Origin of the sequence: Eikenella corrodens, from assembly GCF_003990355.1 — a bacterium.
In the GTDB taxonomy this organism is placed as follows: domain Bacteria; phylum Pseudomonadota; class Gammaproteobacteria; order Burkholderiales; family Neisseriaceae; genus Eikenella; species Eikenella corrodens_B.
Map to the genome: position 1 here is coordinate 1,516,334 of NZ_CP034670.1, position 17,102 is coordinate 1,533,435.

General features: G+C 57.3%; 18 protein-coding genes and 2 pseudogenes. 6 read left to right on the plus strand and 14 right to left on the minus strand.

The annotated features are described in order from the left end of the window. Positions 1-104: 104 nt before the first annotated feature. From ELB75_RS13260 to panB, 6 genes and pseudogenes are all read right to left on the minus strand, one after another. Positions 105-223, minus strand: a pseudogene (locus ELB75_RS13260) (IS5/IS1182 family transposase); the annotation flags it as partial. Positions 224-467: 244 nt separating this feature from the next. Then, positions 468-941 carry a bacterioferritin gene (bfr, locus tag ELB75_RS07650; protein ID WP_126983420.1) on the minus strand — a complete coding sequence of 158 codons (474 nt, stop codon included), beginning with the start codon at positions 939-941 and terminating at the stop codon, positions 468-470. Between the two features lie 17 nt (positions 942-958). Then, positions 959-1,423 (minus strand): bacterioferritin, encoded by a 465-nt coding sequence (gene bfr / locus ELB75_RS07655; protein WP_126983421.1) that lies wholly within the window; start codon positions 1,421-1,423, stop codon positions 959-961. Between the two features lie 521 nt (positions 1,424-1,944). Continuing rightward, on the minus strand, positions 1,945-2,364 hold the full coding sequence (locus tag ELB75_RS07660) for a hypothetical protein (RefSeq protein ID WP_126983422.1): 420 nt from the start codon (positions 2,362-2,364) through the stop codon (positions 1,945-1,947). A 206-nt stretch (positions 2,365-2,570) separates the two neighbouring features. After that, a complete protein-coding gene (locus ELB75_RS07665) occupies positions 2,571-3,293 on the minus strand; it encodes a DeoR/GlpR family DNA-binding transcription regulator (protein WP_126983423.1) in 723 nt (240 codons plus the stop codon). 169 nt (positions 3,294-3,462) lie between these two features. Beyond that, positions 3,463-4,257 carry a 3-methyl-2-oxobutanoate hydroxymethyltransferase gene (gene panB / locus ELB75_RS07670; RefSeq protein ID WP_126983424.1) on the minus strand — a complete coding sequence of 265 codons (795 nt, stop codon included), beginning with the start codon at positions 4,255-4,257 and terminating at the stop codon, positions 3,463-3,465. A gap of 138 nt (positions 4,258-4,395) precedes the next feature. Between panB and ELB75_RS07675 the strand changes: the two genes are divergently transcribed. Then, positions 4,396-5,076: an SIMPL domain-containing protein gene (locus tag ELB75_RS07675; protein ID WP_126983425.1), complete on the plus strand. Its 681-nt coding sequence runs from the start codon at positions 4,396-4,398 to the stop codon at positions 5,074-5,076. 102 nt (positions 5,077-5,178) lie between these two features. On the opposite strand, the gene ELB75_RS07680 is transcribed toward ELB75_RS07675, so the two are convergent. From ELB75_RS07680 to ELB75_RS07695, 4 genes are all read right to left on the minus strand, one after another. After that, entirely contained in the window at positions 5,179-6,558 is a 1,380-nt protein-coding gene (locus tag ELB75_RS07680; RefSeq protein WP_126983426.1) for a phosphomannomutase/phosphoglucomutase, read from the minus strand. A 205-nt stretch (positions 6,559-6,763) separates the two neighbouring features. Then, on the minus strand, positions 6,764-7,498 hold the full coding sequence (locus ELB75_RS07685; RefSeq protein ID WP_126983427.1) for an SH3 domain-containing protein: 735 nt from the start codon (positions 7,496-7,498) through the stop codon (positions 6,764-6,766). Positions 7,499-7,580: 82 nt separating this feature from the next. Continuing rightward, entirely contained in the window at positions 7,581-7,988 is a 408-nt protein-coding gene (locus ELB75_RS07690; RefSeq protein ID WP_126983428.1) for a VOC family protein, read from the minus strand. Positions 7,989-8,100: 112 nt separating this feature from the next. Beyond that, positions 8,101-9,858, minus strand: a complete 1,758-nt coding sequence (locus tag ELB75_RS07695; RefSeq protein ID WP_241236052.1) for a vWA domain-containing protein — start codon at positions 9,856-9,858, stop codon at positions 8,101-8,103. Positions 9,859-10,178: 320 nt separating this feature from the next. Here ELB75_RS07695 and ELB75_RS07705 point away from each other — a divergent pair, with 320 nt between their 5' ends. From ELB75_RS07705 to ELB75_RS07725, 5 genes and pseudogenes are all read left to right on the plus strand, one after another. Beyond that, complete coding sequence (locus ELB75_RS07705) at positions 10,179-10,676, plus strand: pyridoxamine 5'-phosphate oxidase family protein (protein ID WP_126983429.1); 498 nt, start codon at positions 10,179-10,181, stop codon at positions 10,674-10,676. Positions 10,677-10,689: 13 nt separating this feature from the next. Beyond that, entirely contained in the window at positions 10,690-11,130 is a 441-nt protein-coding gene (locus ELB75_RS07710) for a protein tyrosine phosphatase family protein (protein WP_126983430.1), read from the plus strand. A gap of 298 nt (positions 11,131-11,428) precedes the next feature. Continuing rightward, the gene (locus ELB75_RS07715; RefSeq protein ID WP_126983431.1) at positions 11,429-11,848 is read left to right on the plus strand and encodes an NfeD family protein; all 420 of its coding nucleotides are present in this window, start codon (positions 11,429-11,431) and stop codon (positions 11,846-11,848) included. Beyond that, the gene (locus ELB75_RS07720; RefSeq protein ID WP_064084671.1) at positions 11,848-12,810 is read left to right on the plus strand and encodes an SPFH domain-containing protein; all 963 of its coding nucleotides are present in this window, start codon (positions 11,848-11,850) and stop codon (positions 12,808-12,810) included. Before ELB75_RS07715 ends, ELB75_RS07720 begins: the two co-directional genes overlap by 1 nt. A gap of 127 nt (positions 12,811-12,937) precedes the next feature. Next, positions 12,938-13,620 (plus strand): annotated as a pseudogene (locus tag ELB75_RS07725) (IS1595 family transposase). A gap of 291 nt (positions 13,621-13,911) precedes the next feature. Here ELB75_RS07725 and ELB75_RS07730 read toward each other — a convergent pair. The 4 genes from ELB75_RS07730 to bioD form a co-directional block, all read right to left on the minus strand. After that, positions 13,912-14,385, minus strand: coding sequence for a hypothetical protein (locus ELB75_RS07730; RefSeq protein WP_126983432.1), 474 nt, complete (start codon positions 14,383-14,385; stop codon positions 13,912-13,914). Positions 14,386-14,420: 35 nt separating this feature from the next. Beyond that, positions 14,421-15,053: a YfgM family protein gene (locus ELB75_RS07735; RefSeq protein ID WP_126983433.1), complete on the minus strand. Its 633-nt coding sequence runs from the start codon at positions 15,051-15,053 to the stop codon at positions 14,421-14,423. Beyond that, on the minus strand, positions 15,054-16,346 hold the full coding sequence (gene hisS / locus ELB75_RS07740; RefSeq protein ID WP_126983434.1) for a histidine--tRNA ligase: 1,293 nt from the start codon (positions 16,344-16,346) through the stop codon (positions 15,054-15,056). It abuts the gene before it with no gap. Between the two features lie 111 nt (positions 16,347-16,457). Then, positions 16,458-17,099, minus strand: coding sequence for a dethiobiotin synthase (gene bioD, locus ELB75_RS07745; RefSeq protein ID WP_126983435.1), 642 nt, complete (start codon positions 17,097-17,099; stop codon positions 16,458-16,460). Positions 17,100-17,102: the final 3 nt, after the last annotated feature.

A 17,102-nucleotide genomic window follows, 5' to 3' on the forward strand; every position in this document is an offset into this window, starting at 1 on the left:
TTAGTGTGTTGAGGCTACCTGAAAAACATTGTTTACCAATTGGAGCCTGCCTTGATTGTAAAAGGGGTATTGCTGCTATCTGATACTTCCACCTATCTTCCGCGCAGGTATAGTGAATTAAATTTAAACCAGTACAGCGTTGGCTCGCCTTGCCGTAACGTGTGTACTGTCTGCGGCTCGCCGCCTTGTCCTGATTTAAATTTAATCCACTATATTGCACCCGCAGGTAAATACCAGAAGACATCCAAGTATGTCTCCGCCCTCGTCTGGCACAAGGCATTCACACCGAGAATAAGAGTTTCCCCGCTATCCCCACTCCGTGCTATCTGTATATCTCGCAATAATGATTTTTCAGGTAACCTACTACTCGAAGCAAATTGATCAGACAAAAACAGCCTGCCGCTGAAGTGTACAGGCTGTTGCTAGTTGGAATGGGCTTTGCCGGGTTTGGCGGTGGTTTGGTGTTTTTAGTCCTCTTGCGCCCCGTGTTGCAGGTAGTTCTGCAAGCCCATGCTTTCCACCAGCTCGAGCTGGGTTTCCAACCAATCGGTGCGTTCTTCGTTTTCGTCTTTCTGTTTTTCCAACAGCTGGCGGGAAACGTAGTCCTGCTTTTCTTCGCACACGGCAATGGCTTCCACCAGTGCTTGATGTTTGTCTTGCTCTTTTTGCAGGTCGCAGCGGATGATTTCTTCGGTGTTTTCGCCGATCAGCAGTTTGCCGAGCTCTTGCAGGTTGGGCAGGCCTTCCAGCAGGAGGATGCGCTCAATCAGGGCATCGGCCGCTTTCATCTCGGTGATGGATTGTTTGTAGAAATAACCGCCCAGCTCTTCCAAGCCCCAGTTTTTCAGGATGCGGGCATGCAGGAAATACTGGTTGATGGTGATGAGCAGGATGCCCAAATTCTTATTGAGCTGGCGGATAACTTCACGATCGCCTTTCATGCTTTATCCTTTCCGTATTACATCTGGCTTTGCAGGTAGTTCTGCTCGCCAACGAGGTCGATGAGGCGCAGCTGCTGTTCGAGCCAGTGTGCGTGGTCTTCCTCGGTGTCTTTGAGCTGGTTTACCATCAAATCGCGGGTTACATAGTCTTGCTTCTCTTCGCACAGTTTGATGCCGCGTTTGAGGTTTTCGCGCACTTCGTATTCGGTATCCAAATCGAATTGCAGCATTTCGCGCACGTTGCGGCCGATGCGCACGGAAGCGGGCACCATCTGCGGTGTGCCGCCGAGCATCAGGATGCGGCGGATGAAATCGGCGGCGTGGCCGGTTTCGTCTTCCATTTCGTGGTCGATGCGTTCGAAAAGCTTGGTGTAGCCCCATTCGTCGTACATGCGGGAATGGATGAAATATTGGTCTCGGGCGGCGAGTTCGCCAGCCAAGAGTTGGTTCATGTAGTCGATAACTTCTTTATTGCCTTGCATTGTTTCGCTCCTAATTTGTGAAAGGGTTTTGATGATGTGTCATCACGGCAGCAACCGTGCCGCTGTTTCGATGGGGGCGAATTATACTCAGATTATTGAGAAAATTCTCATATCGGGCATATTAATGCGAACAATTATCCTGAAAAGTAAGCTATTTTGCCTTAACCTATCAAATAAAAAATCATATAGATTAAATGGTTATATAAAACAACCTATCCAAATGAGCCTGCCAATGATTATCACTGGGCAAAATATTTACTTTTCTTTGCATTGAATATGTATTTTTTTAGAATTTCAGCGAAAACATTGGCTTGTGCATGATAATTATTGCTGTTCATGGCTTGCCGACCGATAAACAGGCAATGCCGGATCAACACATTCCCAGCATATCGAACCCCAATCAACTTGCGCCACAACCTTCGGGAAAGCGAGTCTAAAGCAATATCGGTTTTGCTTACCCTGCTATAAAAGGCTACCTGAAAACTTCAGGTAGCCTTTTCCCTATTCCAATCCGGCTATGTTTACACCGGTGTTTTCTTCCGATAATAGCGCCGATACACCACCCAGCCATACCCCGCCAACACCGGCAGTGCGGCGAAGATCAGCTTAAACGTCCAGCCCGCATACCAAGGCAAGGCTGAGACTGCTGCAGCGGCATCCTGCTGCAACAAGCCCACCGGCAGCGATTGCTCGCCGCGGGCATCAAAATACGGCCACCAGCAAGCGGCCAGCAGGCCGAGCAGGCAGGGCCACAGCCAGGCCGCGCGGTTGCGTTGCCACAGCAAAAACGCCGGCAGCAGCACAATCAGCGTGAGCGCCGCCACCAGCAGCGCGGTCTGCCCCTGCGCGCCGAAATAGGATGCCGCCGTATAAGTCAGCACCACAAACAGCGCACCCAGCACCGCCATAATCACTTCTTCCGGCCTTTTCAATATCGACATGGTGTGTTCTCCGTAACAAAATCAATTTAGGCAAAATATACTGCAAAGCGGGTGCAGCCGCCAGTTTATTGCGGCATGAATACCGCTTTTTCAATCATCGCACGGCATTTTCGCTTTATTGAAGCTTGGCTTTCAGGTAGCCGCATCGGCTTAACCAAAGGCTACCTGAAAATTTCTGCCGAATTTCTTTCAGGTAGCCTGCCGCCCTATTCTTCCCCTTCTTTGGCCGCCAAATGCCAGCGCACGCCCGCGTCGTCCAGTTTTTTGCACAGGCCTGCGCCGGGCGGCTCGTCGGTAAACAGGGCATGAAATTCGGTGACATCACCTATGCGCACCAGGGCGTTGCGGCCGAATTTGCTGTGGTCTACGGCCAGATAACAGTGGCGGGCATTGGCCATCATGGCCTGCATCACGCTCACTTCTTTGTAGTCGAAATCAAGCAGCGAGCCGTCGGCTTCGATGCCGGAAGCGCCGAGGATGGCGTAATCCACTTTGAATTGGTTGATGAAATCGATGGTGGCCACGCCGGTGATGCCGCCGTCCACCGGCCGCACCACGCCTGAGGTGATGATGCAGAGGTTTTTATGGTTTTTCACCAGCGCCAGCGCCACGGCTTCGATGGTGGTGCCGATGCTCATAAACAGGGAAACGTTGTCTGGGATGTGCTCGGCAATCAGGTCGGCAATGTGGGCTTTTTCGCTTTGCAGCTTGTTTTTGCGCGTGTCGTAGTCTTCGTTTTGCACGCTGCTGCCGGGCGCAGCGCCGCCGTGGTAGCGGCGCAGGATGTTGTGCTCGCACAAAACGTTGATGTCGCGGCGGATGGTTTGCGGGGTCACGTTTAGGCTGCGCGCCAGCTCTTCCACCGACATAAAGCCGTGGTCGTGCACAAGCCGGGCGATTTTCTGCCGGCGGGGGGTGCGGTGCGGCATGGTTGCTCTATTTTCTTTGTTAATTGGTAGTGGGAACGGTTTGGCCGAGATTTTCAGGTAGCCTTTTGGCTCAATAGCGAGGCTACCTGAAAACAAGCGCAAAGCAATCTGAATTCAGCTTGGCAAAATCGGCGCTACGCTTTCAGGCAGCCTCATTGATCAGCCTGATTCAAGCCGCAAAGGTATGCTCCGGCGCGGGATAGGTTTTCTCCTTCACTTCGCGCACATAAGCCGCCACCGCCGCCTGAATGCTATCCTGCCCCTGCATGAAGTTTTTCACAAACTTCGCCGTTTGGCCGGGGAACACGCCGAGCATATCGTGCATCACCAGCACTTGCCCGTCGCAGTCCACGCCCGCGCCGATGCCGATGGTGGGGCAGGCCAGCGTTTCGGTAATCTGTTTGCCCAGAGCGGCAGGCACGCATTCCATCAGCACCACTGCCGCACCGGCTTTTTCGTGCGCCAGCGCATCATTCAGCAGCGCCTGCGCCGCCACATCGCCCTTGCCCTGCGCCTTATAGCCGCCGAACACATGCACCGACTGCGGCGTGAGCCCGATGTGCGCGCACACCGGAATGCCGCGCAGCTGTAGAAACTCAGTGGTTTCCGCCATCCAGGCGCCACCTTCCAACTTCACCATATGCGCCCCTGCCGCCATCAGTTCGGCCGCAGCGGCAAAAGCCTGCTCCTTGCTCTGCTGGTAGGCACCAAACGGCAAATCGCTCACGACCAGCGCATTGCTGCTGCCGCGCTCCACCGCCGCCGTGTGGTAGCACATATCGGCCAGGCTCACCGGCAGGGTGGACTTCTGCCCCTGTACCGTCATACCCAGCGAATCGCCCACCAGCAGCATATCCACCCCCGCCGCATCCATCAGCGCGGCAAAGCTGGCTTCGTAGCAGGTGAGCATGGCGATTTTCTCGCCCTCGCGCTTCATTTTGCGCAAAGTGTTCACAGTAATCACGGCATTTCCTTTTCACGATCAGATGGCGCGCAAGGCTACCTGAAAACCTTAGCGCAGGCAAACCCGAAGTGTTTTCAGGTAGCCTTCGGCATCGCTGTTCCCTATAATCACCCTATCCCAATCCACAGGAAAACGCTGATGAAAAAAACCGCCCTCCTGCTGCCAGCCCTGCTGGCCGGCCTCAGCCTTGCCCCTGCACTCGCCGAGCCGCTCAACTACAACCTGCTCAAATTCAGCGAAACCGCCAGCCGCACCGTGCCCAACAACTGGATGACCGTGCGCCTGAAAGTTTCCACCACCCACGCCAATCCCGCCCAGGCCGCCGCCGAAACAACGCGCCGCTTAAACATCCTGCAAAGCCGCGCCCGCCGCCTCTCCGGCGCAGAAGTGGAGCTGGAAAGCCGCCATGCCTACCAAAGCTACCGCAACGGCGCACGCCCTTGGGAAGATATTGCCGTCTTGCGCGTTTCCGGCAGCGATTTCCAAGCCATCGGCAAGCTGATTGCCGAAAGCAGCGGCGAAGCCACCATCAACGATATCGGCTTCTCGCTCAAGCCGGAAAGCCGCCGCCAAATTGAAGAAAGCCTCGCCATCGAAGCCCTGCAAAACTTCCGCAAACGCGCCGACACCCTCAGCCGCAGCATGGGCGGCAGCGGCTACCGCGTGGTGGAAATATCGCTGCAGCAAAACGAACAAACCCTGGCCGTTCCCGCGATGGCACGCGCCGCCTATGAAAAAGCAGGCAGCCCCGAGCCCGTGTTCGACAGCCCGGGCAGCAGCACCGTGCAGCAAACCGCAAACGGCACAATCCAGTATTGAATACAGAAAACCCTGGCCAACCTTTTCCTAAAGCAATCAGGCTACCTGAAAAGCAAACCGCACCGTATTGCCACGGTGCGGTTTGCTCTATCCGGCTCGGTTTCACAACGGCCACTGCAAGCCGCCGTGTTGTTCCACCAGGGTTTTGAACTGCGCCTGAATCCGCGCCAGCGCGGCCGGGTTGTCGCCCTCGAAGCGCAACACCAGCACCGGCGTGGTATTGGAAGCGCGCAGCAGGCCGAAGCCGTCGGCGAATTCGGCGCGCAGGCCGTCGATGGTAATCAGCTCTTGCAGGCCGTCAAACCGGGCGGCCTGAGCCAAATCGGCAATCAGCGCGTGGCCGTCGGCGCCTTCGGGCAGGGCGATATTCAATTCGGGGGTGGACACGCCCTCCGGCAAGGCTTCCAGCACGGCGCTGGGGTTGGGGCTACCTGAAAGGATTTCCAGCAGGCGCGCGCCGGCGTAGAGGCCGTCATCGAAGCCGAACCAGCGCTCTTTGAAAAACACGTGCCCGCTCATTTCGCCCGCCAAAAGCGCGCCGTGCCGCCTGATGGCGGCTTTGATAAAGCTGTGGCCGGTTTTGCTCATCACCGGTTCGCCGCCATGCCGCTTAATCCATGGTGCCAGCAGGCGGGTGGATTTCACGTCGTAAATCACTTTCGCGCCGGGGTTGCGCCCGAGCACATCTTGCGCAAACAGCATCAGCTGGCGGTCGGGATAGATGATGCTGCCGCTGCGGGTAACCACGCCGAGGCGGTCGCCGTCGCCGTCGAAAGCAAGGCCAACTTCGGCCACACCGGCCTGCACGGCACGGATAAGGTCTTGCAAATTAGCAGGCTTGGCGGGGTCGGGATGGTGGTTGGGGAAATGGCCGTCCACTTCGCAAAACAGCTCTTCCACTTCGCAACCCAGCGCACGATACAGCCGCCCGGCAAATGCCCCGGCCACGCCGTTGCCGGCATCGACGGCGATTTTCAACGGCCGTTTCAGGCGGATATGGCCGGCGATGTGTTGAACATATTCGTCTGCCACATCCAAACCGCGCACGCTGCCCTGCGGGCTACCTGAAACAAAATCCTGCGCTTCGATGATACCGCGCAACTCTTGGATGCTGTCCCCGGCCAGGGTATTGCCGCCGAGCATCATTTTGAAGCCGTTGTAATCGGGCGGGTTGTGGCTGCCGGTAATCATCACGCCGCTGCCGGAGCAATGCTGCACGGCAGCGAAATACAGCATGGGCGTGGCCACCATGCCCACATCGGCCACCTCCAGCCCGCCTGCGGTGAGCCCGCGCATCAGCGCCGCCTGCAATGCCGGGCCGCTGAGCCGTCCGTCGCGCCCCACGGCAATCTGCCGCAGGCCTTGCCGGGCGGCACGCGTGGCGATGGCGCGGCCGATTTGCTCGGCAGCCTCTTCGGTGAGGGTTTGGCCGACGATACCTCGGATATCGTAGGCTTTGAAGATGGATGGGGCGATGGTCATTTGGGTTTCCTTGTGCTTGGATGGAAGAGGCTGCCTGAAAGGTTGGCTGTTGTTGGTTTCAGGTAGCTAGAAATGGGGTGGTTCACACACTGGCCTTTCAGGTAGCCTTCGCGCTTGATGCCTGCGCCCGGTCTTGCCCGGCGGCTGGCGGCGACAGGCAAATCATGGTGTTGCCGTAACGTGTGTTGATACACATTGCGGCGGCCTACACCTCGGGATGCACATACGCCGCCACGCTGTGCAGGCTGCCTTGTCTGAATACGAACAGCACTTCTGTGTATGCCGCGCCGTCGCTGATAGCGGAGGCGAGCAGGAATGCGCCGTCGGGGGCGCGGTAGCAGCGGCTGCGGTCGGCGGTTTCGCGCTGGCTGCCGATATAGGGGTTGAACAGGGCGGCGTATTGTGCGGCGGGGGCGGGCTTGGCTTTGCCGCCGCTGATAAAGGCGATTTCGCGGAAGTGGGTCTGCGGAACAGTGCCGTCTGTGCCGTAGATTTCGCGGCCGCGATAGCGGGTGATGCGCCCATTCTGCGTGGAATTGAAGTGCGGTTTTTCGCGGGCGAAGTCAAATCGCCCCACCCGCACGCGGATGCCGCTGCCGCCGCTGATGCAGGAGAAGCCGTCTGCGGCGGCTTTGACGGGGACGGCGGCGTATCGGGACAGGGGTTGCAGGCGGCTGCCGTGCATCCAGCCTTCCAGCAGTCTGCCGTTTTGGCGGTATGCCACAAACTGCCAGCCGTTTTGGCGGTAGCCGCCGCTGTTGGGTTCGGGGGTGTAAACGTATGCGCCGTTGGGGATTTTGGCGGCGATGGGGGCGGTGTTGCGCGGCTCGTTCCGCAGGTTCGCGCTGGCATCAGGGTCGCGGATTCGGGCGAACTCGGCGCGGGCGGGCTGGATGGCGAGGACGAGGGCGAGCGGGACGAGGGCGTGGAGTTTGGGCATGGGGATTCCTTAAAACGATTGGCATATTTTCAGGTAGCCTTTAGGTGGCGCGATGAGGCTGCCTGAAAATGGAAAATACATTTCAGCGTAGTTGCCGCAAAAACGGGTTATAGGCGATTTCCCACAAAAAGCCGTCGGGGGCGGCAAGATAGCCGCTGTATCCGCCCCAAAATACTTTTTGCGGAGCTTTCACAATCTGTACATTTTTCCCGGCAAATCCGGCGAACAGGGCATCCACTTCGGCTTCGCTGCCCACATTGTGCGCCAGCGTGAAGCGGGGAAACCCGCTGCCGGACGCGGTCGCTTGAGCATCTTGCACCAACGCATCTTTGCCGAACAGGGCAAACAGCAGGGCATTGCCAGTGCGGAAAAAGGCGATGTTCGCATTGCTGTCTGCCGTTTCCCGCCAACCGAATACGTCCCGATAAAAACGGCGCGAGGCGGCGAGATCGGCCACGCCGAGCGTGATGAAATTGATGTGCTGCTCCATCAGCGGTTCTCTCCACTAAATGAAATATGGCGGGCAGCCCCTGACGCTGGCGGTTTATTTTTCAGGTAGCCTCATATGGACACAAAGGCTACCTGAAAACCATCCACTACTCCTACTCCTGCGGCTTGCTGCTCAGCTGTTGCGCCTTTTCAATCAGCTGCACAAACTGGCGGCGCAGGCCGTGGTGGTCGGGGGATTGGGCGCGGCGGGCGAGCTCGAGGGTTTGCGGCCAGCCGAAGTTGCCGCTGTATTTGCCGCCGCGCAAGAGTTCGCCGAAGGCGGCTGCAGCCACGGCTTGGCGGGTGGCGTTGCTGCTTTGGGCGAGCGGTTTGCTGATCGCGAGCACGGGGCTGTTGATGAGGATGCTACTGCTTTGGCCGGGCAGTTTGTAGCGCAGCTTGATGAAGGCGTATGCGCTGTCGGCTTGATGATCGTTGGCAGCGGGGGCGGCCTGGTAGCGGCTTTCGGGCAGCCAGCCGGTTTGCCCGGCGGGGATGATTTCATACAGGGCGGTAACATTGTGGCCGGCGCCAATGTCGCCTGCATCCACTTGGTCGTTGTTGAAGTCTTCACGGGCAAGCATGCGGTTTTCATAGCCGATCAGGCGGTATTCCTTCACGGTGAAGGGGTTGAATTCCACTTGGATTTTCACGTCTTGCGCCACGGTGGCGAGCGTGGAGGAGAGCTGGCGGTGCAGCACTTTCTGCGCTTCTTCGGGGCTGTCGATGTAGCTGTAGTTGCCGTCGCCGGCATCGGCCAGCTGCTCCATCAGCCGTTCGTTGTAGTTGCCGTTGCCGAAGCCGAGCGTGGTGAGCGAAATGCCGCTTTTGCGTTTTTCAGCCACCATGCTGCGTAGGGTGTTGAAATCGGTGATGCCCACGTTGAAATCGCCGTCGGTGGCGAGCAGGATGCGGTTGATGCCATTGCGGATATAGGCGCGCTGGGCAGCCTGGTAGGCCTGCTGGATGGCGTTTTCGCCGGCGGTGGAGCCGCCTGCCTTCAGGCTGTCGAGCGCGGCGAGGATTTTCTGCCGCTGGTTACCGGGGGTGGGCGGCAGCACGACTTTGTTGCCGTCGGCATAGGTAACGAGAGTGATGCGGTCTTGGGCGCGGGTTTGGTGCGCAAGGGTGCAGAGGGTGTATTTCACCATCGGCAGTTTGTCGCGGCTATACATGGAGCCGGACACGTCCACCAGGAACACAAGATTGGCCGGCGGCAGTGCGGCCTGGCTCACTTCTTTGGCCTGAATGCCGATGCGGATCAGCTTGGCGCCGCTGCGGAAGGGGGAATCCACGGTTTCGGTGTCCACGGCAAAGGGTTTGCCGTCGGCAGGCTTGGCATAGCCGTAGTCGAAATAATTGATGATTTCTTCAATGCGTACGGCATCGGCGGGCGGCAGGCGGCCGGTTTGGGTGAGGAAACGGCGGATATTGGCGTAGCTGCCGGTGTCCACATCAATGCTGAAAGTAGAAACGGGCTGCTCGGCCACGGCGTGCACGGGGTTGGGCTCATAATGGCCGTAGCGCTCGGTGTTTTGGCGCGACGGAGCGACCGCGCCCGCATTCACCATCCTCCTCATCTCGAGGGCCGGGCCATATTCGGCTCCGGCATCTTTGGCGGCCTCTGCCTGCGCTGCGGGCGCGGCTGAAGGCGCTGCCTCATATGCGGTGACCGAACTGCTCTTCACCGCCGCCTGCGGCATGGCACGTAAGCTGAAGCGGGCACTTCGGGATTCATAATAATCCGGCCGCTCGTCCAAATAACGCGAACAGGTCTGATGAACGCGCTGGGCATTGTCTGCCAGCGCAGGCAGGGCGGATACGGACAATAAGGCCAGCAAAACGGTGCGGGCAAATGGCGGTTTATGCATGACGGGCTCCTTGATAAGCAGACAGGGGAAATAGCCGCCATTATATAGCCGCCCACACCGCCTGCAAACCAAATGCCGCGACCTGCCACCGCTCTATTTTCAGGTAGCCTCCATGCCGTTTGAGCCCAGCATTCGAGCGTGGAATTTGGTATCATTCCCCTGCGGGCAAAAGGCTACCTGAAACCGGCCTGCCTAAACTATAGTGAATTAAATTTAAACCAGTACAGCGTTGCCTCGCCTTGCCGTACTATCTGTACTGTCTGCGGCTCGTCGCCTTGTCCTGATTTAAATTTAATTCACTATAAACAGAGGAGAAAATCATGTCTTTCAGAGAAATGAAACACGCAAACCAGCAGCTATCCAACGAAGAAGCCATCGCCATTTTGCAGCGCGGCAAATCCGGTGTGCTCGCGCTACACGGCGACAACGGCTATCCCTACGCCGTGCCGATCAGCTACGTTTACCACGAAGGCAAAATCATCTTGCACGGCGCGCCCGCAGGTCACAAACACGAACTGCTCGCGCGCGACAACCACGTTTCCTTCTGCGTGGTCGATCTCAACGACATCGTGCCGCAGGAATTCACCACTTATTTCCGCAGCGCCATCGTGTTCGGCACGGTACGCACCGTTACCGACCCTGCCGAAAAACAGGCCGCGCTCGAAGCCGTGGGGCACAAATACGCCCCCAACCAAAACGGCCTCCTGCCCTATATCGGCAAACATTTTGATTATGTGAAAGTGATGGTTCTAGAAATCGACCACCTCACTGCCAAAGAATCCATCGAGCTCGTCCGAGCCAAAACCACCCACTCATAAACCAAGGAAAATCATGTCAAACCAAGCCCCCTTCCCCGCCCTTGCCCCAGGCCTGTTTGTTTCGCCGCAAATCAGCCGCCAAGACATCCTCGCCGCCGCAGCCGCCAGCGTGCAAACCATCATCTGCAACCGCCCCGACGGCGAAGAGCCCGGCCAGCCCAGCTTCGAGCAAATCCGACACTGGGCGGACGAAGCCGGTATCCGGCACGTTATCCACCAGCCCATGCTGATGCCGCAAATCGATGCCGCCGCTGCCGCACAGTTTGCCAAACACCTGGCCAACCACCCCGCGCCTGCCCTCGCCTACTGCCGCAGCGGCACCCGCAGCAGCTTCTTGTGGGCCATGGGGCAAGCCGCCCAAGGCGCAGACCCGCGCCAACTGGTGCAAACCGCCGCCGCGGCCGGCATCGACCTCACCGCCGCCCTGCCCCGTTTGCAGGAAGCACAGGCATAGGCTGAGCTGGCCTGCGCAATGTTAACTTCGGTGCAGCTGAGCTTTTCAGGTAGCCTTACCCACCATCCAAAGGCTACCTGAAACGAGTGAAACAGCGTTTCTACAAAGCCAACGCCTCTGCTTCAACGAAAAGTTGAAACCCAGACAAAAGTAATAAAAACTTTGAGCAGGCCGTTTTCAGGTAGCTTCATCCAGCAGGCTAAAGGCTACCTGAAACTACCTTAAACAATGTCTTGGTATAGCCCAAGCAGAGTTTCAGCAAAGCTCAAGCCCCAACCACACAAGAAAGGAGCCGCCCATGCACTATTGGTATTGGTTTATCGCCGCAGCCGCCCTGTTCGTTCTCGAAATGTTCAGTGGCACGTTCTACCTGCTGGTGGCCAGCATCGCCCTGCTCGGTGCAGGCATAGCCGCTTGGCTCGGTGCGGGCAGCGGCGTATCGCTGCTGGTGGCCGTGCTGCTTTCCGCAGCCGGCATCGCCGCCGTATACCGCATCCGGCGCAACCGCCGCGCCCACACCGCCGATGCCGAAGGCGATTTAGACATCGGCAACACCGTGCTACTGCACCAGCCCCAATCCGACAGCCTGTGGCTTGTGCAATACCGCGGCACCTATTGGCAGGCCGAAGCCCCCTTCCCCGCCCATGCCGGCCAAGCCGCACGCATCGCCGGAAAATCCGGCAATATTTTGATTTTGCAACCTCTGGAGGAAAACTGATGGATATCGTTACCCTGGCAATCCTATTTGCCGTTATCGTTGTATTCGGCTTTAAAGCCTTCACCGTTGTGCCGCAGCAGGAAGCCTATGTGGTGGAGCGGCTTGGCCGCTTCCACGCCGTGCTCAACCCCGGCCTCAACTTCCTCATCCCCTTCCTCGACCGTGTGGCCTACAAGCACCTGCTCAAAGAAATTCCGCTGGATGTGCCCAGCCAGGTGTGTATCACCCGCGACAACACCCAGCTCACTGTAGACGGCATCATCTACTTCCAAGTAACCGACGCCAAACTCGCCTCCTACGGCTCCAGCAACTACATCACCGCCATCACCCAGCTCGCCCAAACCACCCTGCGTTCCGTCATCGGCCGCATGGAGCTGGATAAAACCTTTGAAGAGCGCGACGACATCAACCGCACCGTGGTCGCCTCGCTCGACGAAGCCGCCGTATCCTGGGGCGTGAAAGTATTGCGCTACGAAATCAAAGACCTCGTACCGCCGCAGGAAATCCTGCGCGCCATGCAGGCGCAAATCACCGCCGAACGAGAAAAACGCGCCCGCATCGCCCAATCCGAAGGCCTGAAAATCGAGCAAATCAACCTTGCTTCGGGCGAACGCGAAGCCGAAATCAAAAAGTCTGAGGGTGAAGCCCAAGCCGCCGTCAACGCCTCGCAAGGCGAAAAAGTGGCCCGCATCAACCGCGCCCAAGGCGAAGCCGAAGCCCTGAAACTGGTGGCACAAGCCAGTGCCGACGCCATCCGCCTGGTGGCCGACGCCATCAATCAGCCCGGCGGCAACGAAGCCGTTAATTTGAAAGTGGCCGAGCAATACGTAGACGCTTTCGCCAAACTGGCCAAAGAAGGCAACACTCTGATTATGCCCGCCAACGTGGCCGACATCGGCGGCCTCGTCTCCGCCGGGATGAGCATCATCAAAGGCCAGCAAGGCAAAACGCCTGCGGCCTGATTGCTGGGCACAAGATGTGCGAAAGGCTACCTGAAACCATTTCAGGTAGCCTTTGTTTGCAAACTATAGTGGATTAACAAAGGGGCTTAGGAAGCAAAATCACAAAATATAGTGATAAGCTTCTGAAATGGATTTAAAAAACAAGTACCAAAAGTGCAGTAAAATTACCGAGGCCAAATTCCGTCAGATCCTGCGGCTTTTCGCCTTAGATTTGACCGCTTCCGATACCGCCAAACTGACCGGAATCAGTGTCAGAAGCGTCAACAGCCTGTACCTGAAATTGCGCCGGCGTTTGGCTGACGAATGCGGGAGGCAGGCACCTTTATACGGCATTGTAGAATTGGACGAATCCTATTTTGGTGCCAAACGTATCAGGGGCAAACGCGGGCGCGGTGCGGGTGGGAAAACTATCGTTTTCGGCATTTTGAAACGTGGGGACAAGGTTTATACCGAGATTGTTCCCGATGCTTCCAAAGCGACGCTGCAAAAGGTCATTAGAGGTCGTGTCGGTATCGAGAGCGTCATCAATACCGACGGTTGGCGCGGTTATCAGGGATTGGTTGACATGGGTTTTGCCAAACATTTCAGGGTACATCATGGTGACAATGAGTTTGTCCGTGGTACGCGCGGCATATTAACGGTATTGAATCTTTTTGGAGCTACGCCAAGCATCGCTTGGTGCAATTTAACGGGGTGCCGAAGCATACCTTTTACCTGCATTTAAAAGAAACCGAGTTCCGCTTCAACCACCGGCATGATAATCTGTATAAAGTGCTATTGAAAATGTTGCGGGAAAACCCTTTAAAATGAATTTTGCTTCCTAAGCCCCTAACAAAAATCAGGACAAGGCGGCGAGCCGCAGACAGTACACACGTTACGGCAAGACGAGCCAACGCCGTACTGATTTTTGTTAATCCACTATAAAGCTGCGCGGTATTGGCATTGGCAATGCCTCCAAACCATCCAGGCAGTTTCAGGTAGCCTGTATTCACTTCCACTCAGGCAATACCTTATTCAAACTACACGCTACCTGAAATCTAAAAGGCTACCTGAAACCCAAAAGGCTACCTGAAACCCAAAAGGCTACCTGAACCTAAAAGGCTACCTGAAACCCAAAAGGCTACCTGAACCTAAAAGGCTACCTGAACCTAAAAGGCTACCTGAACCTAAAAGGCTACCTGAACCTAAAAGGCTACCTGAACCTAAAAGGCTACCTGGACCTAAAAGGCTACCTGGACCTAAAAGGCTACCTGAACCTAAAAGGCTACCTGAACCTAAAAGGCTACCTGGACCTAAAAGGCTACCTGAACCTAAAAGGCTACCTGGACCTAAAAGGCTACCTGAACCTAAAAGGCTACCTGAACCTAAAAGGCTACCTGAACCTAAAAGGCTACCTGAACCTAAAAGGCTACCTGAACCTAAAAGGCTACCTGAACCTAAAAGGCTACCTGAACCTAAAAGGCTACCTGAACCTAAAAGGCTACCTGAACCTAAAAGGCTACCTGAACCTAAAAGGCTACCTGAACCTAAAAGGCTACCTGAAAAAACGGCTGTTGCCGGCGGTGGGTTTTCCATCCGTCGGCAACAGCCGTTATGGGGTTTGGCCTAGCTTAGTTCAGCTGGTCGATTTTCAGCTGTATAAACTCGCGCCCTTGGTCGTCTTTAGGCAGTTTGTCCATGGCCTGTTTGTAGGCGGCGGCGGCTTCGCTGCGTTTGCCTTGGGCGGCGTAAACATCGCCTTTGGTTTCCAACAGGATACCGGCGTAGGCTTCATCGGTGTTCATACCGAGGGTGGCGATGGCGTCATCGTATTTCTGCTGTTGCAGCTGTACGGTGGCCAGGCGCTGGATGGCCATGGCGCGGATGAGCGGTTCTTGGTGGTATTTGAGCACCCAGTTCAGGTGGCCGGCGGCTTCGTCGTATTTGCCTTGGTCGAAGGCGGCACCGGCCTGCATCAGGGTGGCTTGGGCGGCGGAAACGCTGGTCGGATACTGGCTTTGCAGTTGGGTGAGCAGCTTGGCGGCTTCGGCGAGCTTGCCGGCCTGCTGGTTTTCCGCCCATTGGTCGAACACGGCCACGGCTTCGTTGTTCACGCTGCGCTGGTGGCTGCTGTACATCACCCCCCATACGAAGTAGCCGATGGCGGCCACCACGAGCAGGGCAAACAGCCAACGCCCCCAGCTGCGCCAGAAATATTTGAAGTTTTCAATTTCTTCTTGGTCTTTTAAATCGTAAACAGCCATTTAGCGTATCCATTCGTTTAATTGTTGAAGCAAATCGGCAGCAGGCACGCTCACTTGGCCGCGCCCTTGCTGCATGTCTTTGAGGCTGGCTTTGCCTTCGGCCAGCTCGCCTTCGCCCACGATCAGCGCCACTTTGGCGCCGGAAGCGTCGGCTTTTTTCATTTGGGCGGCCAGTTTCTGGCTGCCGGAATGCTGCAGCACGCTGAAGCCGGCGGCGCGGGCGGCAGCGGCATATTGCATGCTTGGCAGCAGGGTGTCGCCGCCTTGGTGTATCACGTAAATATCGGGCGCGGCATCGGCTTGCAGATTGCCGTATTCGTGCACCAGCAGCAACAGCCGCTCCACGCCCATGGCAAAGCCGATGGAGGGGGCGGGTTTGCCGCCGAGCTCTTCAATCAAGCCGTCGTAGCGGCCGCCGCCGCACACGGTGGCTTGGGCGCCGAGTTTGTCGGTGGTCCATTCGAACACGGTTTGGTTGTAGTAGTCCAGCCCGCGCACGAGGCGGTGGTTTTCCACATAGGCGATGCCCAAGCCGTCGAGCAGGGCTTTGAAACCGGCGTAGTGGGCGCGGGAGGCTTCGCCGAGATAATCGGCCAGGCGCGGGGCGGCGTTGCAAATTTCCTGCAAATCGGGGTTTTTGCTGTCCAACACGCGCAGCGGATTGGTGTGCATCCGGCGGCGGCTGTCTTCGTCCAACGCGGCTTCGTGCTGTTTCAGGTAGCCTACCAAGGCAGCGCGGTGGGCGGCGCGTTCTTCGCGGTTGCCCAGGCTGTTGATTTCCAAAGTCAGGTATGGGCTGATGCCAAGCTCGCGCCACAAATCGGCGCACATGGCGATGATTTCGGCGTCGATATCGGGACCTTCAAAGCCCAGCGCTTCCACGCCCACTTGGTGGAATTGGCGGTAACGCCCTTTCTGCGGGCGTTCGCGGCGGAACATGGGGCCCATATACCACAGCTTCTGGCCGCCGTTGTACAGCAGATTGTGCTCCACCACGGCGCGCAGGCAGGAGGCGGTACCTTCGGGGCGCAGGCTGAGGCTGAGGGTGTCGTTGGAGTCGGCAAAGGTATACATTTCTTTGCCCACCACATCGGTTTCTTCGCCGATGGAGCGAACGAAAAGGCCGGTTTGCTCCACGATCGGGGTGCGGATTTGGCGGTAGCCGAAGCGGTGTGCCCATTGGCCGATGCGGTTTTCAAAGGCCTGCCAGAAGGCGGCGGTGAGCTTGAAATCTTTCTGCTCCACCGGCAAGAGGTCGTTCATGCCTTTTACGGCTTGGATTTTTTGTCCCATGGTTCGGTTTGGGGATTCAAAGGTAAACGGAAGTGCGGATTATAGCGGATATGTGGGGGTTCGGGCTAAAGCTGTGTGCAAGGCTACCTGAAAAAATGCTGCGCTCGGTTTTCAGGTAGCCTCAACCAACACCGCCCATTCCGCCTCGGGGAAATACCGCTGCAGGTAATCACGCAAATAACGTTCGGTTTCCGCGCCGATGACGGGGTCGGCGGCGGGATAGCGGTTGTACACCAGCCGGTGCACCGGCAGGCCGGCATGGCGGGCGGCGGCAAGGCTGAGCAGGGTGTGGTTGATGCTGCCCAGGCGGCCGGATGTAACCAACACCAGCGGGTAGCCGCGTTCGGCAGCAAAGTCGAGCAGGGTTTGCTCGCGGTTTAGCGGCACCATCAGCCCGCCCGCCCCTTCCAGCAGCACGGTGTCGTAGCTTTGCAGCAGGGTTTGGGTGGCTTCATCGATGGTTTTCAAGTCAATGGGGCGCTGTTCCTGCTCGGCAGCCAAGTGCGGCGAGCAGGAGTAGGCAAACACATAGGGGCAGGTGCTGCCGTTGCGGTCGTGTTCGGTGAGCCCGATGCCTTGTAGGCGGCGGTGGGTTTGGATGTCTTCGGCGATGCCTTGACAGCCGGTTTGCACGATTTTTTGGGTAATCACACGGCGGCCGGCGGCGGCCAGCTCTTTGGCATACAGGCCGGTGGCGATGCTTTTGCCGATGCCGGTGTCGATGCCGCCGACAAAATAAACTTGTTTCTGCATACT